11 protein-coding genes, 3 pseudogenes and 1 other annotated feature are annotated in these 24,840 nt (G+C 38.2%); of the genes and pseudogenes, 11 read left to right on the forward strand and 3 right to left on the reverse strand.

Annotation, left to right across the window (positions count from 1 at the left end; translation table 11 throughout):
- Window positions 1–35: 35 nt before the first annotated feature.
- From J6L97_RS03955 to J6L97_RS03980, 5 genes are all read left to right on the forward strand, one after another.
- Window positions 36–941: an alpha/beta hydrolase gene (locus J6L97_RS03955; RefSeq protein ID WP_439709047.1), complete on the forward strand. Its 906-nt coding sequence runs from the start codon at window positions 36–38 to the stop codon at window positions 939–941.
- 3 nt (window positions 942–944) lie between these two features.
- A complete protein-coding gene (locus tag J6L97_RS03960) occupies window positions 945–2,726 on the forward strand; it encodes a DUF2207 domain-containing protein (RefSeq protein WP_057727044.1) in 1,782 nt (593 codons plus the stop codon).
- A 47-nt stretch (window positions 2,727–2,773) separates the two neighbouring features.
- Window positions 2,774–2,953 (forward strand): 2-hydroxymuconate tautomerase, encoded by a 180-nt coding sequence (locus tag J6L97_RS03965; protein WP_054833048.1) that lies wholly within the window; start codon window positions 2,774–2,776, stop codon window positions 2,951–2,953.
- Window positions 2,954–3,126: 173 nt separating this feature from the next.
- Window positions 3,127–3,648, forward strand: a complete 522-nt coding sequence (locus J6L97_RS11045) for a hypothetical protein (RefSeq protein ID WP_223876395.1) — start codon at window positions 3,127–3,129, stop codon at window positions 3,646–3,648.
- Window positions 3,649–3,808: 160 nt separating this feature from the next.
- Window positions 3,809–4,843, forward strand: coding sequence for an IS30 family transposase (locus J6L97_RS03980; RefSeq protein WP_123811765.1), 1,035 nt, complete (start codon window positions 3,809–3,811; stop codon window positions 4,841–4,843).
- Between the two features lie 232 nt (window positions 4,844–5,075).
- On the opposite strand, the pseudogene J6L97_RS03985 reads toward J6L97_RS03980, so the two are convergent.
- Window positions 5,076–6,253 (reverse strand): annotated as a pseudogene (locus J6L97_RS03985) (IS256 family transposase).
- A gap of 96 nt (window positions 6,254–6,349) precedes the next feature.
- Here J6L97_RS03985 and J6L97_RS03990 point away from each other — a divergent pair.
- From J6L97_RS03990 to rpmA, 4 genes and pseudogenes are all read left to right on the forward strand, one after another.
- Window positions 6,350–7,735 (forward strand): DUF2325 domain-containing protein, encoded by a 1,386-nt coding sequence (locus J6L97_RS03990; protein WP_057727059.1) that lies wholly within the window; start codon window positions 6,350–6,352, stop codon window positions 7,733–7,735.
- A gap of 83 nt (window positions 7,736–7,818) precedes the next feature.
- Window positions 7,819–8,651, forward strand: a pseudogene (locus tag J6L97_RS03995) (YitT family protein).
- Between the two features lie 62 nt (window positions 8,652–8,713).
- Window positions 8,714–8,794, forward strand: a sequence feature (ribosomal protein L21 leader region).
- 15 nt (window positions 8,795–8,809) lie between these two features.
- Window positions 8,810–9,121 carry a 50S ribosomal protein L21 gene (gene rplU / locus J6L97_RS04000; protein ID WP_054833071.1) on the forward strand — a complete coding sequence of 104 codons (312 nt, stop codon included), beginning with the start codon at window positions 8,810–8,812 and terminating at the stop codon, window positions 9,119–9,121.
- An 18-nt stretch (window positions 9,122–9,139) separates the two neighbouring features.
- Window positions 9,140–9,430 (forward strand): 50S ribosomal protein L27, encoded by a 291-nt coding sequence (gene rpmA, locus J6L97_RS04005; protein ID WP_005721978.1) that lies wholly within the window; start codon window positions 9,140–9,142, stop codon window positions 9,428–9,430.
- An 85-nt stretch (window positions 9,431–9,515) separates the two neighbouring features.
- Here the strand turns inward: rpmA and J6L97_RS04010 are convergent, their stop codons facing one another.
- Window positions 9,516–10,373 (reverse strand): IS982 family transposase, encoded by an 858-nt coding sequence (locus J6L97_RS04010; RefSeq protein ID WP_118992340.1) that lies wholly within the window; start codon window positions 10,371–10,373, stop codon window positions 9,516–9,518.
- Between the two features lie 186 nt (window positions 10,374–10,559).
- On the opposite strand from J6L97_RS04010, the gene J6L97_RS04015 reads away from it, so the two are divergent.
- Together J6L97_RS04015 and J6L97_RS04020 are read left to right on the forward strand one after the other, a co-directional pair.
- Window positions 10,560–22,496 (forward strand): mucin-binding protein, encoded by an 11,937-nt coding sequence (locus J6L97_RS04015; RefSeq protein WP_216786122.1) that lies wholly within the window; start codon window positions 10,560–10,562, stop codon window positions 22,494–22,496.
- Between the two features lie 131 nt (window positions 22,497–22,627).
- Window positions 22,628–23,740, forward strand: a pseudogene (locus J6L97_RS04020) (alpha-amylase family glycosyl hydrolase); the annotation flags it as partial.
- A gap of 33 nt (window positions 23,741–23,773) precedes the next feature.
- Here J6L97_RS04020 and J6L97_RS04025 read toward each other — a convergent pair.
- Window positions 23,774–24,808 carry an IS30 family transposase gene (locus J6L97_RS04025; protein WP_123811765.1) on the reverse strand — a complete coding sequence of 345 codons (1,035 nt, stop codon included), beginning with the start codon at window positions 24,806–24,808 and terminating at the stop codon, window positions 23,774–23,776.
- Between the last annotated feature and the right edge of the window lie 32 nt (window positions 24,809–24,840).

Below are 24,840 nucleotides of genomic sequence, written 5' to 3' on the forward strand. Positions count from 1 at the left end.
GCCTGAATTAATTAACTGATAGGGATGAAATAAACTTGAAAAAAAGATTTATAGCAATAATATTGATGCTACTGATTTTAACGGGTTGTACTATGAAAATTACTACGCCTAAGAAGGCTAAGTCGTCAGTTAAAACGGTTAAAGTCGATAAACAGCAATCTAAGGAAAAACAGGCTAAGTATCAAGTGATGGACCAAGTTTGGCGAATTCAACAAGATGGCGTTGATATTTATGGTCATATATATCTACCACAGGGTTTAGCTGGTAAGAAGAAAGCAGTAATTTTGGCTCACGGATTGGCAGGAAATTACCGTGATCTAATCAGTTATGCTAAATATTTAGCTAGTCGTGGCTATGTTGCCTATACTTTTGATTTTCCTGGTAGAGCTAAGAATGGTCAAAGTAGTGGTGTAGATCAATTAAAGATGTCAATTTTTACAGAAGAAAAGAATCTACAGCTGGTATTAAATACAATTAAAAATAGGACTGATGTTGACCGTAAACAAGTGTCTTTGCTAGGCGAGAGTCAAGGTGGAGCAGTTGCCGCAATGCTCGCAAGTAAATATCCGCAAGAAGTAAAGTCATTGATTTTGCTTTACCCTGCCTTTTCGATCACTGATTATGCGCAAGCGGCTTTTAAATCAGAAAAACAAGTGCCGGACAAGCTCAACCTATTTGGCTTCACAATTGGTAAGGCCTATTTTGAAAACTTGTTCAAGTATAACTTGTTAAAAGAAGCAACTAAGTATCATGGTCCAGTTTTAATAATGCATGGTACAAGTGACATGATTATTCCAGATTCTTATTCAATTAAGGCTAATAAAAAATTTAAGCACTCGAAATTATACTTATTTAAAGGTGCAGGTCATGATTTTAAAGGTAAATATCATAGTCGAGCAGATACTTTAATTGATAAATTTTTGCAGAAAAATGGGAAATAAATAATGAAGAAGAAATACCTTGGTTTAGTGGCTTTATTAAGCCTATTGAGCGTTTTTGCTATTTGGGGTCAAAGCGTTAGAGCTGATGTTGATTATGATATTGATAATGTTAGAGCCATAGCAAGAGTTAATAAAGATGGTTCACTGACAATGCATCGAACAATTAAGTATTCATTTGATAGTGATGCTCGCGGCGTTTATTATAAGCAAAATCTGGCTGTAAAACAGAAGTTGAGCAACATTCAGGTTAAGGTCGATGGACAAAATATAAAGGCCGCAACAACGGGCAAAAATAATACGTATAAATTGCAAAAGCAGGGCAATTCTTATAATTTTAAGGTTTATCATCGAATTAAGGAAAATGATAAGGCTAAAGTTGAGTATTCTTATCTAATTCACCGGGCAATTACTAATTATCTTGATACAGCTGAGCTGAACTTTAAAATAGTTGGTAATGGTTGGGATACTGACTTAGATCATGTGCGTGCTGAAGTGATTTTTCCTGGGGCAGTTAAGGGGCTAAAAGCTTGGGCTCATGGGCCACTAAGTGGTTACACTCAGGTTTTGCCAAAAGAGGGCAAAATTATTATGACTGCTGATGATGTTGCAGGAGATAGTGGTGTAGAAGTACATGCGATTTTTCCAACTACGGTAACTAGTGCTAATCAGAATATTGTTAAAGAAAATAAGAAAAGAGCAATTGAAAAACAAGAAGCAGCATTAGCAAAAGAAGCTAATCAGAAGCGTCAGCGTAAGCAGATGCTTGGTATAGGATTGATGATCATTTCAGTACTTGTCGGTTTTGTGGTGGTAATTAGAGGCTTTTTTATTAAAAAAGTTGGGGTTAAGCCAAAAATAGAGCGCGATTTAGTACATAATTATGAAATTCCAGATATATCACCTACTACTGCGCAAATTTTGGATGAAGCTGATAAACCAAATGTTAAAGCATTTGCAGCTTATTTGATGCAATTAGCTGGTAAAAATAAAATTAAGATCGAAAAATATCAAACTAAACATTTAAAGCGGACTAATTATCGAATTACTTTAGTAGATGATAGTGTTTTGACTGATGACCTGTTAGACTTTATTTTTAACAAAGTTGGTGATGGTAAGTCATTTACAACGAAAGATTTGCGGGATTATACTTCTAAAAAATTGGGTAGGCGTTTTGATAAATGGTGTGACGGGCAATATAAGCAAGTTGAGGATAAGGACTTGCTTGATAAAAAATATAAAAAGCAGCGTAGCAACTTCCGAACGGGGATGCTCATGGGAATGATTGCTAGCTTTGCGATCTGGGTAATTAGCTTAATGATGGCAAATAATATACCCAGTTTTGTGATAATAATTGGAATCATGATGATCGTCTTAGAAGTTGTTGCATTCATAGTGGGCAATTCTCGTTTAAGTATTTATACCCAAAAAGGTGCACTTGAAACAGATCAAGTTCGCGGCTTTAAGAAAATGCTAGACGATATTGGTCAATTCAAGATGAAAGACGTCGGTGATCTGATTTTATGGGAAGACATTATGCCGTATGCTGTAGCGTTTGGTCTATCCAAAAAGGTATTGAAGCAGCTTAAGATTGAATTTGCAGATGAATTAGATGCTGCACCAGTTCTGTTTTATAGTGGATTCTATAGTAGCAGTAGTGACAGTTTTGAGCATAGTTTTGAACGTAGCTTCTCTTCAGGCGTGTCTACTGGTTCATCTTCAGTTTCTGGAAGCTCAGGTGGATCGTCTGGCGGCTTTGGTGGTGGCAGCGGCGGTGGTGCTTTTTAGTGAGAAATTTTTATACTATAATTAAACTAAAAAAGGAGGGCTAAATTATGCCATTTGTACATATTGAATTAATTAAAGGTCGCTCAGATGATCAGATTACTAACTTAATGAAGGATGTTACTGAAGCAGTGCACAAGAATACTGGTGCGCCTAAGGAACACATTCATGTAATTATTAACGAATTAGGTAAGCATACTTATGGCCAAGGCGGCGAGTGGAGAGCTTAATAATTAGGAATTGTAGTAAAAGACGACTCGATTGTGAGTCGCCTTTTTATATAGTTAAATAGATAAACTTGTATTAGAGCCTTAAAGCTATGTGTGCATAAATGAATTATTTATTTAGAATCCCACGTAATATAATGATGTTGATGTCTAGATATTTACGAGGAGGATTTGAAATGAATTTAAAAAAGAAAATTGCAATTTCTGCAACTGCACTGACTGTTGCTCTCTCTACTGCATTTCCAATTGCTGCTGCGCAAAGTCAGCCGGTAAAAGCAGTAGGTATTGTATTGGTTCATCGTGTTACAGCAGGTGAAATTGCTGGAGGATTTGCCCTAGCTGGAGCTGCAAAGCTATTGAACTTTATGCAGCGAGCTGATGAAATGGATGCCGCACAATATAATCGTCGTGCGAATAAGATTAATAAAATGCATTTGTTACGAACAAAACCAGGTGCCGTTTTTATCTATAACAAACGTGGCCAAATTTTGAATAAAAAGTCAGGTTGGGTTCCAATGGGCACAATCTTGCGTCGACCAAAAGGCCTTTATACCATTAAGGGTAAAAAGTACTATTACTTTGGTAAAGGATTGTTCTTCCCAAAGAGTGGGACAGAACCCTATAGAATTCCTAAAAAGCATATAAGTACAGCAGGTGAAAATTTCGCTAATTGGTTCAATTGGCTTAGAACTCGATAAATAGAAAAATTAGGAAGCAGGCAATATAAAGATTGTCTGCTTTTTGCGTAAAAAAATTTAATCCCCGGATTTAAAATTGAAGTGCAACACCAAGTGTTAAACAAAAAGGCCATGAAGACCTAAACTTGAAGTGACGAAAAATCAAGAAAGGAAGATCTTCATGACCAATTCAAATTCTAGCATTTCTAAGCACTATCATCAATTAACCAGCGTACAACGTGGACAAATTCAAGCAATGCTGGATTCCGGCATAACTTCCCGTACTGTTATCGCTCAAGAAGTCGGCTGCCATAAGTCGACAATCAGTCGCGAAATCAAACGCGGAAGCGTCCTGCAAAGAGACAGCAGCTATTTATTGTATGAGCACTATTACGCTGATACTGCACAGCTTTATTATGAGAAGCGTCGCAAAAACTGCTATCAGCGCAATCCATTGAAGCATTATGCTGTCTTTTTGAGAATGCTCTCCAGACGCTTCAAAGCTAAATTTGATGCCACCAGCATCGATGAATTCGTTGGTGAATTCAAAAGGACTATGCCAGGCTACCCTTGTCCCAGCACACCAACTGTCTATCGCTATATTGATCAGGGCTTGCTGGACATAAGCAATATTGATCTGCCTATGAAGCTCAAAAGACGCAGGAACAAGCGTCATCACGGCCAGAGCGGTCATGCTTTGCACAAGAAGAATCTTGGCAATTCCATTGAACAGCGTCCTAAAGAGATTGAAGACAGAAAAACGCCGCTGCACTGGGAAGGAGATCTGGTTAAAGGCGTCAGACGCAAGAATCAGCCTGCTTTAATGACTTTGACCGAAAGAACCACACGCTTTGAAGTAGTTATCAAGATTCCTGACTATCGGGCAAGCACATGCCAAAGGCTGCTTCAAAATGAGATTGACAGACATCCTGCCTGGTTTAAATCGATCACGTTTGACAATGGCTCTGAGTTTGCGGATATGACCAAGATCAAAGGCTGCCAGATCTACTTCGCCCACCCATATTCTCCATGGGAAAGAGGCACCAATGAGAACTGCAATGGACTTCTGCGTCAATTCTTCCCTAAAGGCAAAAGCATGAAAGATAAGTCAGCTGCTTATGTTCAACAGGCAACTGATGCCATTAACCGCAAACATCGTCGAATCCTTCAATATCACACAGCAGAAGAACTCTTCAAGCAATATATTTCCTCATAGCCTAACTGTTGCACTTAATTTGACAATTCAGGAAAAAATTTAATCACTAAAACGATCAATCAATTAACACTACTTCATAAAAATTAGTATAATTATGTTCGTTACTATTAGTAAGTTATACAATAAAAGTGGTGAGAATAATGTATGATTATCGAAATAATATCAAAATAAGAGACTGTCAAGAAGTTTGTGTAAATAATCTCTCTCGTTGATTGACTTTTTTATTTATCTTTTAATCAAAATAGGATTCTAGGGTGTCTCGAACTTGCCCAAATCCTTTATGAATCCTGTTAAAGTAACGGTCATTGTAATCCATTGCCTGAACTCCAATAAAGGTGTCAAGCGACTGCTCAGTTGGAAATTCTGTTTTAGGCTTGGTTTTCCGCTTAAGCCTGTTGTTAAAGGATTCAATCATGTTAGTTGAGTAAATTGAAGCTCTAATAGCTGGCGGATAGTTGTAAAAGGTTAACAGATCAGGCTCAACCTGTCTAAGATCTCTAACTACGTTTTTGTAGGCTTTTTCCCAGTTTTGATAGAATTCATGCAGCACCTGTACAGCCATTTCTTTGTTTGACTGAGTATGAATCTGCTTGAATTCATCCAGTGCTTTTTTCGATCGTCAACCCGCATTTTGGCACTGATATTACGCATGACGTGTACCAAGCAGCGTTGAAAATGCGCTTTAGGATAGGACTGGCAGATAGCCTCTTTCATGCCAACTACTCCGTCAGACAAGAAGAGCTCTACCTGTTCAAGGCCGCGACTCTTGAAGCCTTTGAGCATTTCGCTCCAAATCTCAATATTTTCAGTAGGCGCAATACAGTAGTCAATCACTTCTTTATGACCATTAGGTTTGATACCGATGGCGATATAAACTGCTTCGCGCTCATAAGTGACCCGCTTAAGAGGAATATAGGTGGCATCGAGATAAACGCAGAAGAACTTATCTGACAGATGTCGCTGATGATATGCCTCAACTTTGGGAATCATTTCTTTAGAAATATTGGAAACCATAGCTGGAGAATAATAGCCGCCATACATTTTCTCAATCAAATCAGCGATTTCTCGGGTTGTGACGCCCTTGGAATAGAGCTTGATAACAGTTTGCTCTAAAACATCAGTATGCCTTTTATAATCTGGCATAGTGTGTTGATGAAACTCACCGTTTCTGTCTCTAGGAACTTTGATTTCTATTTGTCCGAATTGCGTATCAACCTTGCGGTAATAAGCACCATTTCTAGAATTTCCGGTATTCCAGCCATCGCGCTCATAAGGATTGTAGCCTAAAAAGGCAGTCAATTCGGATTCAAGCAGGTCATTGACAGCCTGTTGGAGCTTTTGTCTAAATAAATCATTAATTTTATCCTGATTGAATAGAGCATTAGCCATATCTTTGGTAAAATCATTCATGAAGGAATCTCTTTTCTAGTATGTTTTTCGTTCAAATCAATCATACGGGAAAAGGATTCCTTTTTCTAATATTCAGGGAAATAAAATTAAGGAAATATTCATCCTTACACAAAATATTTTACGGTCTCCAAAATAATTTTAAATAAAACTGAGGCTGATAATAAAAGTCTCGAAAATAGTTTAAGTGCGATTAAAGCTATCCTAAATATGGCCGAAGATAATACAGCTGAAAAATCTGAGACTAAATCAGTAACTCAACCTAAGAATAAAATTGCAAATACACAATCAATTGCACAAAGAAATGCAGATTTAAAGCAATTTAAGCAATTATTGATTGGGTTGACAGCCTTAATTGAGACTCCAGGTGATGAAAAAGCTAAAAAGAGTTTACTTGATGCTTTACACAAGTTGACGTTTGTTCCAGGCGTTGGCAAGCGCTATGGCAATGTTTTGGGTAAATTGGATCAGGCAATTCAAAAATCTAAGACAACTAAAGAAGCTGTTAACAAGAAAATTTTTGAAGAAGCAATGAAGCCCAAAGAGCAACCTAAGCGCGATTATCGTAAAGGACGCCGCTATACTGTTATTCGGGCTTTATCAGGCTGTAATTTGATTAATGATAGTGGTCAAATTGTTTACCGTATTAAAGAATCACAAATTCACTCTTTGAATTTAAAGAGCGGTGACATAGTTGAAGCTATTGAAAATCGAGATAATCCAAATTATGAAGCAGAAGTCTTGCGCGTGGTGGGTTATCGCAAATTGCGCATGCGTGATTATGACCCAATCGAAGAATTCCGGTATGCTGTGGTCCGCGGCAAGGCCAATCAATTAGCTATCACTAGAAATATTAAGGGCGAAAAGTTGCGAATTCGCGGTAAGGATATCACGATTCCAGTTGATTCAAGTTATTATCAAGGTGAAAATATTCATCTTGAAGATGGTTCGATTGTAGATCTAGCTTGGTATACGGGTGATGTTCGCATTAAGAAAAATCCTGCTGAGGCAGTACAGATTCGTTGGATTTATCAAGTTGATCCGCCTAAGAAATCAGATCTGTCGTATCAAAAGAAAAATAAGTCAAAGAAAGAAGAAACAGAAGAGTTAACTAAACTCGATATGAACTTGCACTATCAACGGGTAGGAATTGCGATTGGCGATAATCAAAATGAAGGAATATTAGAAGGGATTGTTTCGCGCTATAATGGGATCCCAATTCCAATAGATGCTTTTGAAGGCAAGAAGAAGGTAATGGAACGGCAAATCAAAGACTTAGATATTGTAATCTTGATGACAGCTTATGCTGCTCATGATGCTACTTGGAATATTCAGGAATTCGCTTCAAAGTATGGTGTTAAATTTGCCGTTTCTTCATCTAAAGGTTACCGTTCTTTTGAGCGAGCATTATATCGAGCTGAAAATGGGTTACCTGCTTATGAAGGAACGCAATCAATCGATTATAAAGAAGTTAAAAATAAATAATTTGTTAATATTATTTTGTTTGCTTGAGCTGACAGATGGTTTTTCGTTAAAATAGTACTAACTAAAAGAAAGGACGCTTAATAATGAAAAACATTAAACAACGTTCCTGGATGAGATGGTTGGTATTCTTAGCAGGACTTGAAATAATCGCAATATCAATCTTTTTTATGGACCGATTAATATTGCAGCTGGTGGCTCAACGGGTATTTCTATTCTAGTCGATGCGGTCTGGGGGATTAATCGATCAATTACAGTATTTGTAGTGAATGGCTTGATGCTGATTTTGGCGGCAATCTTTTTAGGCAAAAAGACTACCCCAAATATTGCATTAGGTAGTTTGCTCTTACCAGTTTTGATGGAAGTTACGCCTAGCTTTAAAGCAGTGAATAATGACCTACTAGCCGTAATTTATGGTGGTGCATTAATGGGACTTGGAGTTTCGCTACTTTATCGCGTTAATGCCTCAAGTGGTGGGACAACAATTCCGCCGATGATTCTGAAGAAATATTTTTATTTAAATCCTGCAACTACACTTTTATGCATTGATATGGTAATTATTTTCTTGAACATTTTTGTCGATGGTTGGAATGCTTTCTTCTTAGCAGCATTTTCTCAAGTGGTAACTGCCATTACGATGCGCTACGCGGAGACCGGTTTTGATAAAAAGTATCAAGTCAGAATTATGAGTAATTCAGATTTAAACCGAATTCAAGATATGCTTAAAGAAGATTATCAAGGCCTGACGATTTATGATGTTATAGGTGGATATAGCGACGAAAGCAAGCGTCAATTATTAATCGTAGTTGATCCACGTGAATATGGGCCACTTATTTCTAAAGTACATGAGATCGATCAGGATGCGTTTATCATTACCGAAAATGTTGCAAAAGTGCATGGCGGTCAATGGCGAATGTAAAAAAATAATTGATCTTAGTCTAAAAGCGTTGTATGATATAAGAGTTGTATTTGTGGAGACCTCCACATCTGCAACCGCACGGCTTGAGGTTAGAAGTCTTCTTATGTAAGAAGCACCCCAGTTCGGCGAGTCTAAGTATTTTTTTCGGAGGTGTACAAATGTACGCAATTATTAAGACCGGTGGTAAGCAATACAAAGTTGCAGAAGGCTACAGCGTATTTGTAGAAAAGCTTGATGCTGAAGAAGGTAGCTCAGTAACTTTTGACGAAGTTATCCTTGTTGCTAATGGCGACGACGTTAAGGTTGGTACTCCATTAGTAGATGGTGCTAAGGTAACTGCTAAAGTTGAAAAGCAAGGCAAGGAAAAGAAAGTTGTAACTTTCAAGTACAAGCCTAAGAAGCACTCACACAGCAAGTATGGTCACCGTCAACCTTACACTAAGGTTACAGTTGAAAAGATTGAAGCTTAATTCAGAGGTGAAATGAATATGAACATTTTAGGTATGAAATTATACGCTCACCACAAGGGTGGTGGTTCTACTGCCAACGGTCGTAACTCAGCTGGTCGTCGTTTAGGTGCCAAGGCTGGTGACGGTCAAACTATCCACGCAGGTACTATTATTTACCGTCAACGTGGTACTAAGATTCACCCAGGCAAGAACGTAGGTCAAGGTGGAGACGACACTTTATTTGCACTTGTTAACGGCGTTGTTAAATTTGAACGTCTTGGCAAGTACAAGAAGCAAGTTTCTGTATACCCAGCTGAAGAAGCTAAGTAATTCAGAGATTAACATGAAAAGGCGAGTAGCATAAGCTGCCCGTCTTTTTCCGCCCAGAAACATGTATAATTAAACACGCGTGGTGCTAGTTAAATCGTTCTAGACAATAAGCCAAATTATAAGCTAAAATTGCAATTTCCAACCGGCTTTGAAAGCCTATCAGACTACGTGCTCGATTGTTCTCGGCATTGTAATAGGTCAGAAGCGAAAAGTCGCTTTCAATTGTTCTGCGAATAGCCATCAATTGATGATCATTGTGCTTTTTAGCTCCTGTCATATTTTTACGATATGGTGTCCAAAGTTCATAACCCATTTGTTTTAGCTGTTGATGCAGTTCTTTGCCTAAATAGCCTTCGTCGCCAAGAAGATAGTAATTAGATGGATGTGCATTTTCCATCAGTTCAACTGTCTCCTTGGCATCATGAACTGATGCTTTTGTTACGACATAATCAAGAATGTAACCGTCATCGCTAACAATGGCATGAACTTTGAAACCATAGAAGTAAATTTTCTTGGTGGCCTTATAACCAATGTTGGCATAACCGCGAAAAATTTTAGCACGATAGTTGCGAATTGGTTGGCAAACAGGTACCGGAAAGCTGTCAATGATCAAGAAATGTCCATTCAGGTCAACCTTTTTATTCATTTCTTGCCGTATCTGATAAATCAATTGCAATAGCTGACGTGAACGCCGATTAAAACGTGAGTGTGATAAACAATTGAAACATTCACAGAATCTTCTTTGTGATTCAATTCCTGTCTTAGCTTGCCAGATAAGTAAAGCCAAAATCAGACTGTCCGTAGTTTTAATTTGATCAATATTTCGCCGATGAGTAAACTCAGCCGGTGCATACAAACGATACCAGTGCCGACAAATTATCACTAAATCTTTAAAACTAACTTGTAAATGGTGGCTAAAACGCTTAAGCTTAAGGCAGTTCAATCAGATCAGACTCTTTTCTATTATTACTATTTACAAGTCGAGTCTAACAAGATTGGACTTTTTTATTAACTAAAACGATTTAACTAGCACCACGCGTGTTATGATATAAAAGTGAAATGTAGGGGTAGTGTTTCTCTACTTGGATTTGACACAATAAATAATTAGGTTAAAAAGGAGATTGCTATAATGCTTTCAAAAAATAATTATAAAGAACGCTTACGCAAGATGGAGCCAAGAAGAGAACGGTTCTCAATTAGAAAATTCACGGTTGGTGCTGCTTCAGTATTAATTGGGTTTACAATTTTTGGCTTGAATAATACTCAAACAGTTAAGGCTGATACAACTGATAATACTAATACATCGACTGAAAAAGATGAGAATGCTACTACCAGTGATAATGTGGCGAGTGACATTCAAGTCAATGATCTGAAAGATAAGACTTCAGAAGTTAAGGCTAATAAAGCTGCAAAACAAAGTGAAACTGTTGCAGATCAATCGCAGACCACTACTGATGTTGCTAAGTCTGATAAGGACACGCAAAATGCTAATGATTTAGAAATCAGTAAGCCAGTACAACAAGAAAATGCTGCTGTTAAAGTTGCTAATGAAACTACAGTAGATCAAGCTAAGTCTAAGAGTGGAAATGTATTAAACGTACAAAAAGCACAAACTAAGGCTAGTGAAGATGTAGCAAAGACTCTCGCAGAATCTAAAGTAACGCAGGAAGGTGCTAGTGCATTACGTAGTGCTTTCATAGAAGCTCCTCAAAATACTCAGTCACAAGATGCAAATGACTTCCAAAGTTTAATTAATGCTATGAACAATGGTAATGTTGGCACGATCAACGTTACTAGTGACATTACCATTACTGATAAGGTTAATGGTACAACTATTTGTGGATTAAGTGATTCAAAGAGGCATTACCTTAGGCTTGATTCTAAAGGCTCAGCTCGTGATTTAGTGATCAATGGTAATGGTCACACCATTAACTTTGCTGGCTTTAGTTTGGCATTCCAAGACAGGAACTATACTAATGCTGTTGGCCCTTGGAATATTACTTTAAAGGACGTAACAATTGAAGGTAGCAAGTATGACTATGCACCATTGTCATTCTATGGTAGTGAAGCTAATACCGAAAAGAGTAAATTAACTTTTGATGGTGTTACTGCAAACTTGAATGATCGGCCATTAGTTGATAAGTATGGTGAAAACTTACCAGTTCACTTTGCTGGTAAAAACAATATTACACTTAACTATATGTCAAGTGGTTACAATCTAGTAACTGGTAAGACTGTAAGATTTGACTCTGGTGATACTATTTTTAATGTTGATAGTAAAGTAACTGGAAAAGCTATTAATTCTAACAACTGGGTAATTCGTTCAACTGAAAATGCTAGTGATAGTGAAAATCCTTCAACTTTAATTAATGAAGGGGCAAGGGTTACTATTAATGCTAAGTCAGATGACTTACGTGGTATTTATGCTGGGCGTCAAACATTAGCTGGTCAGCCAATCTATGGCGTTACTGTTATTAATGGTACTCTGAATGCCAACATGGCAGCTGGTCACTCAACTGCAATTTGGTCACATGATCTTGAAATTGGTAAAAAGGGTAATGTAACTATCCATACCAAGCAAACAAATCAGGCTGATGGTGTTGAAAATAATACTTCTAATTCAGTATCTAATTATAATGGTACCCACTATGCTCCAATTTCATTAGATGCTGGTCCAATGACTAGTGTTGCCAGTCCATTATCTAAGCAAACGGCCAGCTTAATTAACAATGGTAGTTTGACTATTATACGTGATACTACTGAAAAGACACTTGTACCATTAATTTCAATGGGTGATGGTGGTTTAAGTACTAATACCACTTTGAAATTTGTTGTTGGTGATGGTGCTACTCTCGATTTACAAGATAATGCAGGTACATTTAAAGCTGGTACTGAACCTGCCTCACCATTTACTGGTTTAATTAATTTATGGGGAACTAGTGGTACTGATGTCTTAGAAATTAATAACCCAGCATATGTCAACTTACAACGGACTGGCAGTATTCGTGGTACTTTGATCCGGATGGAAGGTGTGTACAACAATTCAACTATTAGCGGACCAACTCCAATTGCTCAATGGGATCAAGGTAACAAGACTACAACTCCTAATGATGTTTGGTATGTAAGATACTTGAACACAAAGAACCAATGGGGTAACAATTCTGGTCAATTTATGGGTAAAGGTCAACAGCCTAATACTTCAATTGCCCATAAAGGTGTTGATACTCTTTATAATTCTAATGCTACTGTTTTAATGTCAAAAAACCAAGGCGCTGATAAGTACGAAAATGGTGCTATTCCAACTAAAGTTGAAGAAGCACTGCACTTAAACAGTTTCTTAAACAACTTTAACTGGTGGCGTCCACAAAGAATTGCCATGGGTAGCAAATTAAATAATACCCCAAATGTTAAGATTAATGATTTTGATAAATATCAACCAGAAGTACAAACCATTAATGGTAAAACTAATCAAACTTTAGATGATCTTGATGCTAAGAAAGGTATTAAGGACTTAATTGGCCCTGACGAAAAGGCAATTACTGATTTTGATAATCTAGTTAATAAAGTTACTTGGTACAATTCAGGCACTGATAAGATTGAATGGAACAAGATCATGATCCAGCCGACTGACAGCAAGGATCCAAGTGCCAAAGTTCCTTATTCAGAACCACAAAACCCAACAGGTAATTTGAAGACGACTAATGATTCGGCTTGGGCTAAGGTGACTTATGCTGATGGTTCAGTTGACTTTGTCAAGATTCCATTACATATTATTGGACCTACTGATGCTGAAAAGTACATTCCAAAAGGACAAGATGTTAAAGCCAATAAAGGCGAAGATTTAACTAACAAGGCTGATGAAGCTATTAGTAATAAGGAAACTTTGCCAAGTAGAACCACTTATACTTGGCAAACTACTCCCAAAACTACTACTCCAGGTAAGAAATCAGCAGTTATTGTAGTAACTTACCCAGATGGTTCTAAGGACAAAGTTCCAACTAATGTAGTTGTTAATGCTAAGCCAGAGATTAAATCAATTACTACTACTGTTGGCGGTAATCCAGCTGCCACTGAAGGAATTGCCAACTTGAATGATGGTGGTACTACTCCAGTTGACGGTTATCCAACAAGTGCAACTTGGACTACTAAACCAAATACTTCAAAGCCTGGTGCAACTACTGGCACGGCAACTGTAACTTATCCAGATGGTACTACTGAAACAGTAACAATTCCGGTTGCTGTAAATGGTCAAGGTGATGTTACTGTTATCGATAATGGTCATGTCTTCAGCCTTCATGCCAATAATGTTGTAACTCACAAGACTTCTGACAAGAACATCATTGGTGGACCAGTAATTGAAAACTTCAAGTTAAGCTACTACCAAGGTGGTCAAAACTACAGCAAGCCATATATTTACACTTTGAATGCTGACAAGACTGCATATGTTCTTACCCAAACTGGTGATAATCCAGCTGGTGTAACTGTTAATGCTCCACAATCTATTAATGCTAGTGACATTAAGATTAGTTGGACTGAAGCAGGCACTGTTCTATTCAATAATGCATTAGGTGCAATCAAGGGTAATGGTCAACCAACAAGTTTGGTATCAGAGAACAATGGTGGAACTCAGACGATTACTTATACTAACCGGGTAAATAATCAATTTGGTTATCCTAAGTATTCAGCTGTTGTTGACAGTTCAAGTGTAAACTGGCCAATTTATGGTAATGGTCCAGTATCAACTTATCCATTCCCATCAGTTTACATTTATGGTGCAGAAGCTAACGGTACTATTCCAAGTGTTAACTCCGACGTTACTGATTTGAGGGCTGCTTTAGGGGATGCTTCGAAGCTTGTAAATACTAGTGATTTAACTGCTGATCATAATTCTGAAATTAGTTCAGTAAACTGGCAAACTTTACCAAGTCTTGATAAAGCTAATGCTCAAGCTCCTGCAACAGTACGAATTAACTTCCCTGATAAGAGTTACCTTGATGTTCCAGTAGCTGTAAATGTAATCAAGGTTGATCAAGGTGTTGATGATAAGACTAACCACGACATTTATCGTGATATTACTCGTACGATTAATGTTGAAGGCGAAAGTACTCCAGTTGTTCAACATGTAATTTACAGTCGTGCTAAGATAACTGATCTTTCTAAGCCAGCAGGTCAACAAGTAACTTACACTACCTGGGCATCTGCTAAGAATAGTGAAAGTCAAGCAGTAACGAAGTTCTCACAATATGAAGTAACTAAACCTGGCTACACTGCTACTGCAACTGGTGCAACTATTGAAACTGTTGATGGTAAGCAATATGTTCCAGCTTCAGCACCAATTACTCCAGATTCATCAAATGAAACTGTTAATGTAACTTACACTGCTAACGAACATACTTTAGTAATTAATTATGTTGATGGTAACGGTACTGTAGAAGGTACTTACAATGTTCCTGGTAAGACTGATGAAACTGTTAATGTTGATGTACCTGGACATGTTCCAACTAACTGGAAACTAGTTCCAAATCAACAAACTATCAGTTCTTACAAGTTCGGTTCAGATGATCCACGACCTGTAGATTACAATGTTAAACACGGAACTAAGAATATTACTCCAACTGATCCAAGTGTTAACCCAACTGATCCTAAATACAAGGATATGTTCACTAGTGTAAGTCGTGACATTTACCAAACTAAACCAGGTGAAACTAGGACTAAGATTGATACTCAATACGTTGATTTTGGACGTAATGGTGTTGAAGACCTAGTAACTGGTGTAGTAACTGGTACCGGAGACTGGAAAGTTGGTAAGATTGAAAACAACAAGTTCGTTGAAGGTGGCAAAGCAGAATTTGCTTCAGCTAGCGTAGAACAAATTAAAGGTTATGATTCATACGTAGATGGAACAAAGGCAACTGAAGTTTCAGCAGCTGCAGTAACAGAAAAAGATGGTGTCCCACAAAATGGTGCAGCTGTTAATGTAACTTACACTGCTAACGAACATACTTTAGTAATTAATTATGTTGATGGTAACGGTACTGTAGAAGGTACTTACAATGTTCCTGGTAAGACTGATGAAACTGTTAATGTTGATGTACCTGGACATGTTCCAACTAACTGGAAACTAGTTCCAAATCAACAAACTATCAGTTCTTACAAGTTCGGTTCAGATGATCCACGACCTGTAGATTACAATGTTAAACACGGAACTAAGAATATTACTCCAACTGATCCAAGTGTTAACCCAACTGATCCTAAATACAAGGATATGTTCACTAGTGTAAGTCGTGACATTTACCAAACTAAACCAGGTGAAACTAGGACTAAGATTGATACTCAATACGTTGATTTTGGACGTAATGGTGTTGAAGACCTAGTAACTGGTGTAGTAACTGGTACCGGAGACTGGAAAGTTGGTAAGATTGAAAACAACAAGTTCGTTGAAGGTGGCAAAGCAGAATTTGCTTCAGCTAGCGTAGAACAAATTAAAGGTTATGATTCATACGTAGATGGAACAAAGGCAACTGAAGTTTCAGCAGCTGCAGTAACAGAAAAAGATGGTGTCCCACAAAATGGTGCAGCTGTTAATGTAACTTACACTGCTAACGAACATACTTTAGTAATTAATTATGTTGATGGTAACGGTACTGTAGAAGGTACTTACAATGTTCCTGGTAAGACTGATGAAACTGTTAATGTTGATGTACCTGGACATGTTCCAACTAACTGGAAACTAGTTCCAAATCAACAAACTATCAGTTCTTACAAGTTCGGTTCAGATGATCCACGACCTGTAGATTACAATGTTAAACACGGAACTAAGAATATTACTCCAACTGATCCAAGTGTTAACCCAACTGATCCTAAATACAAGGATATGTTCACTAGTGTAAGTCGTGACATTTACCAAACTAAACCAGGTGAAACTAGGACTAAGATTGATACTCAATACGTTGATTTTGGACGTAATGGTGTTGAAGACCTAGTAACTGGTGTAGTAACTGGTACCGGAGACTGGAAAGTTGGTAAGATTGAAAACAACAAGTTCGTTGAAGGTGGCAAAGCAGAATTTGCTTCAGCTAGCGTAGAACAAATTAAAGGTTATGATTCATACGTAGATGGAACAAAGGCAACTGAAGTTTCAGCAGCTGCAGTAACAGAAAAAGATGGTGTCCCACAAAATGGTGCAGCTGTTAATGTAACTTACACTGCTAACGAACATACTTTAGTAATTAATTATGTTGATGGTAACGGTACTGTAGAAGGTACTTACAATGTTCCTGGTAAGACTGATGAAACTGTTAATGTTGATGTACCTGGACATGTTCCAACTAACTGGAAACTAGTTCCAAATCAACAAACTATCAGTTCTTACAAGTTCGGTTCAGATGATCCACGACCTGTAGATTACAATGTTAAACACGGAACTAAGAATATTACTCCAACTGATCCAAGTGTTAACCCAACTGATCCTAAATACAAGGATATGTTCACTAGTGTAAGTCGTGACATTTACCAAACTAAACCAGGTGAAACTAGGACTAAGATTGATACTCAATACGTTGATTTTGGACGTAATGGTGTTGAAGACCTAGTAACTGGTGTAGTAACTGGTACCGGAGACTGGAAAGTTGGTAAGATTGAAAACAACAAGTTCGTTGAAGGTGGCAAAGCAGAATTTGCTTCAGCTAGCGTAGAACAAATTAAAGGTTATGATTCATACGTAGATGGAACAAAGGCAACTGAAGTTTCAGCAGCTGCAGTAACAGAAAAAGATGGTGTCCCACAAAATGGTGCAGCTGTTAATGTAACTTACACTGCTAACGAACATACTTTAGTAATTAATTATGTTGATGGTAACGGTACTGTAGAAGGTACTTACAATGTTCCTGGTAAGACTGATGAAACTGTTAATGTTGATGTACCTGGACATGTTCCAACTAACTGGAAACTAGTTCCAAATCAACAAACTATCAGTTCTTACAAGTTCGGTTCAGATGATCCACGACCTGTAGATTACAATGTTAAACACGGAACTAAGAATATTACTCCAACTGATCCAAGTGTTAACCCAACTGATCCTAAATACAAGGATATGTTCACTAGTGTAAGTCGTGACATTTACCAAACTAAACCAGGTGAAACTAGGACTAAGATTGATACTCAATACGTTGATTTTGGACGTAATGGTGTTGAAGACCTAGTAACTGGTGTAGTAACTGGTACCGGAGACTGGAAAGTTGGTAAGATTGAAAACAACAAGTTCGTTGAAGGTGGCAAAGCAGAATTTGCTTCAGCTAGCGTAGAACAAATTAAAGGTTATGATTCATACGTAGATGGAACAAAGGCAACTGAAGTTTCAGCAGCTGCAGTAACAGAAAAAGATGGTGTCCCACAAAATGGTGCAGCTGTTAATGTAACTTACACTGCTAACGAACATACTTTAGTAATTAATTATGTTGATGGTAACGGTACTGTAGAAGGTACTTACAATGTTCCTGGTAAGACTGATGAAACTGTTAATGTTGATGTACCTGGACATGTTCCAACTAACTGGAAACTAGTTCCAAATCAACAAACTATCAGTTCTTACAAGTTCGGTTCAGATGATCCACGACCTGTAGATTACAATGTTAAACACGGAACTAAGAATATTACTCCAACTGATCCAAGTGTTAACCCAACTGATCCTAAATACAAGGATATGTTCACTAGTGTAAGTCGTGACATTTACCAAACTAAACCAGGTGAAACTAGGACTAAGATTGATACTCAATACGTTGATTTTGGACGTAATGGTGTTGAAGACCTAGTAACTGGTGTAGTAACTGGTACCGGAGACTGGAAAGTTGGTAAGATTGAAAACAACAAGTTCGTTGAAGGTGGCAAAGCAGAATTTGCTTCAGCTAGCGTAGAACAAATTAAAGGTTATGATTCATACGTAGATGGAACAAAGGCAACTGAAGTTTCAGCAGCTGCAGTAACAGAAAAAGATGGTGTCCCACAAAATGGTGCAGCTGTTAATGTAACTTACACTGCTAACGAACATACTTTAGTAATTAATTATGTTGATGGTAACGGTACTGTAGAAGGTACTTACAATGTTCCTGGTAAGACTGATGAAACTGTTAATGTTGATGTACCTGGACATGTTCCAACTAACTGGAAACTAGTTCCAAATCAACAAACTATCAGTTCTTACAAGTTCGGTTCAGATGATCCACGACCTGTAGATTACAATGTTAAACACGGAACTAAGAATATTACTCCAACTGATCCAAGTGTTAACCCAACTGATCCTAAATACAAGGATATGTTCACTAGTGTAAGTCGTGACATTTACCAAACTAAACCAGGTGAAACTAGGACTAAGATTGATACTCAATACGTTGATTTTGGACGTAATGGTGTTGAAGACCTAGTAACTGGTGTAGTAACTGGTACCGGAGACTGGAAAGTTGGTAAGATTGAAAACAACAAGTTCGTTGAAGGTGGCAAAGCAGAATTTGCTTCAGCTAGCGTAGAACAAATTAAAGGTTATGATTCATACGTAGATGGAACAAAGGCAACTGAAGTTTCAGCAGCTGCAGTAACAGAAAAAGATGGTGTCCCACAAAATGGTGCAGCTGTTAATGTAACTTACACTGCTAACGAACATACTTTAGTAATTAATTATGTTGATGGTAACGGTACTGTAGAAGGTACTTACAATGTTCCTGGTAAGACTGATGAAACTGTTAATGTTGATGTACCTGGACATGTTCCAACTAACTGGAAACTAGTTCCAAATCAACAAACTATCAGTTCTTACAAGTTCGGTTCAGATGATCCACGACCTGTAGATTACAATGTTAAACACGGAACTAAGAATATTACTCCAACTGATCCAAGTGTTAACCCAACTGATCCTAAATACAAGGATATGTTCACTAGTGTAAGTCGTGACATTTACCAAACTAAACCAGGTGAAACTAGGACTAAGATTGATACTCAATACGTTGATTTTGGACGTAATGGTGTTGAAGACCTAGTAACTGGTGTAGTAACTGGTACCGGAGACTGGAAAGTTGGTAAGATTGAAAACAACAAGTTCGTTGAAGGTGGCAAAGCAGAATTTGCTTCAGCTAGCGTAGAACAAATTAAAGGTTATGATTCATACGTAGATGGAACAAAGGCAACTGAAGTTTCAGCAGCTGCAGTAACAGAAAAAGATGGTGTCCCACAAAATGGTGCAGCTGTTAATGTAACTTACACTGCTAACGAACATACTTTAGTAATTAATTATGTTGATGGTAACGGTACTGTAGAAGGTACTTACAATGTTCCTGGTAAGACTGATGAAACTGTTAATGTTGATGTACCTGGACATGTTCCAACTAACTGGAAACTAGTTCCAAATCAACAAACTATCAGTTCTTACAAGTTCGGTTCAGATGATCCACGACCTGTAGATTACAATGTTAAACACGGAACTAAGAATATTACTCCAACTGATCCAAGTGTTAACCCAACTGATCCTAAATACAAGGATATGTTCACTAGTGTAAGTCGTGACATTTACCAAACTAAACCAGGTGAAACTAGGACTAAGATTGATACTCAATACGTTGATTTTGGACGTAATGGTGTTGAAGACCTAGTAACTGGTGTAGTAACTGGTACCGGAGACTGGAAAGTTGGTAAGATTGAAAACAACAAGTTCGTTGAAGGTGGCAAAGCAGAATTTGCTTCAGCTAGCGTAGAACAAATTAAAGGTTATGATTCATACGTAGATGGAACAAAGGCAACTGAAGTTTCAGCAGCTGCAGTAACAGAAAAAGATGGTGTCCCACAAAATGGTGCAGCTGTTAATGTAACTTACACTGCTAACGAACATACTTTAGTAATTAATTATGTTGATGGTAACGGTACTGTAGAAGGTACTTACAATGTTCCTGGTAAGACTGATGAAACTGTTAATGTTGATGTACCTGGACATGTTCCAACTAACTGGAAACTAGTTCCAAATCAACAAACTATCAGTTCTTACAAGTTCGGTTCAGATGATCCACGACCTGTAGATTACAATGTTAAACACGGAACTAAGAATATTACTCCAACTGATCCAAGTGTTAACCCAACTGATCCTAAATACAAGGATATGTTCACTAGTGTAAGTCGTGACATTTACCAAACTAAACCAGGTGAAACTAGGACTAAGATTGATACTCAATACGTTGATTTTGGACGTAATGGTGTTGAAGACCTAGTAACTGGTGTAGTAACTGGTACCGGAGACTGGAAAGTTGGTAAGATTGAAAACAACAAGTTCGTTGAAGGTGGCAAAGCAGAATTTGCTTCAGCTAGCGTAGAACAAATTAAAGGTTATGATTCATACGTAGATGGAACAAAGGCAACTGAAGTTTCAGCAGCTGCAGTAACAGAAAAAGATGGTGTCCCACAAAATGGTGCAGCTGTTAATGTAACTTACACTGCTAACGAACATACTTTAGTAATTAATTATGTTGATGGTAACGGTACTGTAGAAGGTACTTACAATGTTCCTGGTAAGACTGATGAAACTGTTAATGTTGATGTACCTGGACATGTTCCAACTAACTGGAAACTAGTTCCAAATCAACAAACTATCAGTTCTTACAAGTTCGGTTCAGATGATCCACGACCTGTAGATTACAATGTTAAACACGGAACTAAGAATATTACTCCAACTGATCCAAGTGTTAACCCAACTGATCCTAAATACAAGGATATGTTCACTAGTGTAAGTCGTGACATTTACCAAACTAAACCAGGTGAAACTAGGACTAAGATTGATACTCAATACGTTGATTTTGGACGTAATGGTGTTGAAGACCTAGTAACTGGTGTAGTAACTGGTACCGGAGACTGGAAAGTTGGTAAGATTGAAAACAACAAGTTCGTTGAAGGTGGCAAAGCAGAATTTGCTTCAGCTAGCGTAGAACAAATTAAAGGTTATGATTCATACGTAGATGGAACAAAGGCAACTGAAGTTTCAGCAGCTGCAGTAACAGAAAAAGATGGTGTCCCACAAAATGGTGCAGCTGTTAATGTAACTTACACTCAAACTTTGCAACCAACTGATCCAACAATCAATCCAAACAAGCCAGGCGACAACAGTGACATGTTTGCTAGTCCAACTAGAACAATCAATGTTGAAAACCCAGTAACTGGTGAAACTGAAACTACTCATCAAACCGTATGGTTCGGCCGTACCAAGACTGTTTCAACTGATCCAAATGTCAAACCAACTTATGGTAAGTGGCAATTAGGTAAGGTTGAAAATGATAAGTTTGTTGCTGATCCAACTGGTAAAGCTGAATGGCCTGAATTTACTGCTCCAACATTTAGTGGTTACACTCCAAGTCAAAGTACAGTTGCTAAAAAGACAGTATCTGCAGAAACTCCAGCTGAGACTGTAACCATTACCTATACTAATGACAATAATGGTGGTGGAGATATTACTGGCCCAACTGAAGGTCAAGTAACTATTATCTACCGTGATGCTAATGGCAATGAAGTTGGCAGAACTACTATCTCAGGTACTGAAGGTTCAACTATTGATCCTTCAAGTGCCATTAAAAACGGTGTGCCAGCCGGATATAAGATCAAAGATGGTTACAATGCTCCAACTTCAGCTTCAGTAAGTTCATCAATTACTGTTCCAGTTGTTAAGACTGATAATGGAGGTAATACTACACCTTCAGATAATAACCCAACTGATAAGACACCTGAAAAAGATGATAATTCGGGTAAGAAAGTAGATCATCATAAAGCCAAAAATAATGGTCAAAATATTCGGACCGAGACTAAGCATAATTCAGGGAATAATCAGGCCGCAGGATTGAATAGTGAAAATCACAGCTACAATAGCAATGTTCATGGTAAGCGCGCAAACAGTAATAATACTGCTGTTCAAGCTGAAAAGAATGCTAAGACATTACCACAAACCGGTGAAAAACAAGACAGAGTATCTATTATTGGTTTAGCATTAGCTTCAATTGCAGGTCTTTTAGGCTTTGGTGTTGATCGGAAACGTAAGCACAACTAAAAGTTAGTAATTGAATAGAAGAAAAGGCACAACTCAAAAGCGAGTTGTGCTTTTTTGATACCGATAACAGTAGATACGATATTGAAAACGGTTTCTTCAATCCGTTCCACTATGCGTGGAGGAAATTAATTATGGCACATTGGTACGATCACGCAATTATATATCAAATTTATCCTAAGTCTTTTCAAGATAGCAATGGCGATGGCGTTGGTGACCTTAATGGTATTCGCAAACGCATCCCTTATTTGAAAAATCTAGGAGTTAACGCTGTTTGGCTAAATCCGGTGTTTGTTTCACCACAGGTGGACAATGGCTACGACGTTTCAAACTACTTCGCAATCGATCCACACATGGGAACAATGGAAGATATGGAGAACTTAATCAAGGATCTACATCGAGCAGGAATTCACCTCATCATGGATTTTGTCTTGAATCATACATCTGATCAACATCCTTGGTTCCAAGATGCCATCAAGAACCCCGATAGCCTTTATCGAGACTACTATATTTTCGCTGGTCATGATGGCAAGCGACCTAATAACTGGGGTTCATTCTTTGGTGGCAGTGTATGGGAGCCAGATCCAGCAGGCACAGGTCAATCTTACTTTCACTTGTTTGATAAACGGATGCCTGATTTGAATTGGAAAAATCCCGAAGTTCGACATGCTATGTTGGAAGTGGCAGAGTATTGGCTGAAAAAAGGGATTGATGGTTTGCGTTTAGACGCTTTTATCCATATTGGCAAGGCAGATTTGCGACAAAATTATCCAACTGGAGATGGGGACGTGAACAAGCCAATTGTTGCGGAACCATTTTTCGCTAACTTACCACAGGTGCAGGAATGGATGCGGCCTTTCTGTGAGCAGATTAAGCAGGATTATCCAGATACGCTTTTATTAGGTGAAGCTGCAAGTGCTAGTGTCAATCTAGCTGTTGATTACACGACTAAGCGTAATCACCTAATGGATAGTGTAATTACCTTCCGGTACTTTACCGATGATGATTCTAATTGTGATCAGCGTTTTTCAAAGCAATATCAGCCTAAAAAGTTAGACTTGACGGCCTTTAAACAAAATCAAGTGGTTTGGCAACAAACATTAGCAGGCGTATCGCAGCCTACTCTTTATTGGAATAATCATGATATGGCCCGTTTGGCTACACGCGTAGCTAGAACACAGACTCAGGCTAAGAGCTTGGCGATGTTGATGTATTTGCAACGCGGAATTCCAGTAATTTATTACGGTGCCTGAATTGTCAAATTAAGTGCAACAGTTAGGCTATGAGGAAATATATTGCTTGAAGAGTTCTTCTGCTGTGTGATATTGAAGGATTCGACGATGTTTGCGGTTAATGGCATCAGTTGCCTGTTGAACATAAGCAGCTGACTTATCTTTCATGCTTTTGCCTTTAGGGAAGAATTGACGCAGAAGTCCATTGCAGTTCTCATTGGTGCCTCTTTCCCATGGAGAATATGGGTGGGCGAAGTAGATCTGGCAGCCTTTGATCTTGGTCATATCCGCAAACTCAGAGCCATTGTCAAACGTGATCGATTTAAACCAGGCAGGATGTCTGTCAATCTCATTTTGAAGCAGCCTTTGGCATGTGCTTGCCCGATAGTCAGGAATCTTGATAACTACTTCAAAGCGTGTGGTTCTTTCGGTCAAAGTCATTAAAGCAGGCTGATTCTTGCGTCTGACGCCTTTAACCAGATCTCCTTCCCAGTGCAGCGGCGTTTTTCTGTCTTCAATCTCTTTAGGACGCTGTTCAATGGAATTGCCAAGATTCTTCTTGTGCAAAGCATGACCGCTCTGGCCGTGATGACGCTTGTTCCTGCGTCTTTTGAGCTTCATAGGCAGATCAATATTGCTTATGTCCAGCAAGCCCTGATCAATATAGCGATAGACAGTTGGTGTGCTGGGACAAGGGTAGCCTGGCATAGTCCTTTTGAATTCACCAACGAATTCATCGATGCTGGTGGCATCAAATTTAGCTTTGAAGCGTCTGGAGAGCATTCTCAAAAAGACAGCATAATGCTTCAATGGATTGCGCTGATAGCAGTTTTTGCGACGCTTCTCATAATAAAGCTGTGCAGTATCAGCGTAATAGTGCTCATACAATAAATAGCTGCTGTCTCTTTGCAGGACGCTTCCGCGTTTGATTTCGCGACTGATTGTCGACTTATGGCAGCCGACTTCTTGAGCGATAACAGTACGGGAAGTTATGCCGGAATCCAGCATTGCTTGAATTTGTCCACGTTGTACGCTGGTTAATTGATGATAGTGCTTAGAAATGCTAGAATTTGAATTGGTCATGAAGATCTTCCTTTCTTGATTTTTCGTCACTT

Source organism: Lactobacillus crispatus, assembly GCF_018987235.1.
GTDB lineage: Bacteria > Bacillota > Bacilli > Lactobacillales > Lactobacillaceae > Lactobacillus > Lactobacillus crispatus.

What these genes read in the sequence shown, in the direction of transcription:
- J6L97_RS03960 (WP_057727044.1), top strand. Translation starts at nt 945, where the DNA reads ATGAAGAAGAAATACCTTGGTTTAGTGGCTTTATTAAGCCTATTGAGC.
- J6L97_RS03965 (WP_054833048.1), top strand. Translation starts at nt 2,774, where the DNA reads ATGCCATTTGTACATATTGAATTAATTAAAGGTCGCTCAGATGATCAG.
- J6L97_RS11045 (WP_223876395.1), top strand. Translation starts at nt 3,127, where the DNA reads ATGAATTTAAAAAAGAAAATTGCAATTTCTGCAACTGCACTGACTGTT.
- J6L97_RS03980 (WP_123811765.1), top strand. Translation starts at nt 3,809, where the DNA reads ATGACCAATTCAAATTCTAGCATTTCTAAGCACTATCATCAATTAACC.
- rplU (WP_054833071.1), top strand. Translation starts at nt 8,810, where the DNA reads ATGTACGCAATTATTAAGACCGGTGGTAAGCAATACAAAGTTGCAGAA.
- rpmA (WP_005721978.1), top strand. Translation starts at nt 9,140, where the DNA reads ATGAACATTTTAGGTATGAAATTATACGCTCACCACAAGGGTGGTGGT.
- J6L97_RS04015 (WP_216786122.1), top strand. Translation starts at nt 10,560, where the DNA reads ATGCTTTCAAAAAATAATTATAAAGAACGCTTACGCAAGATGGAGCCA.
- J6L97_RS04025 (WP_123811765.1), bottom strand. Translation starts at nt 24,808, where the DNA reads ATGACCAATTCAAATTCTAGCATTTCTAAGCACTATCATCAATTAACC.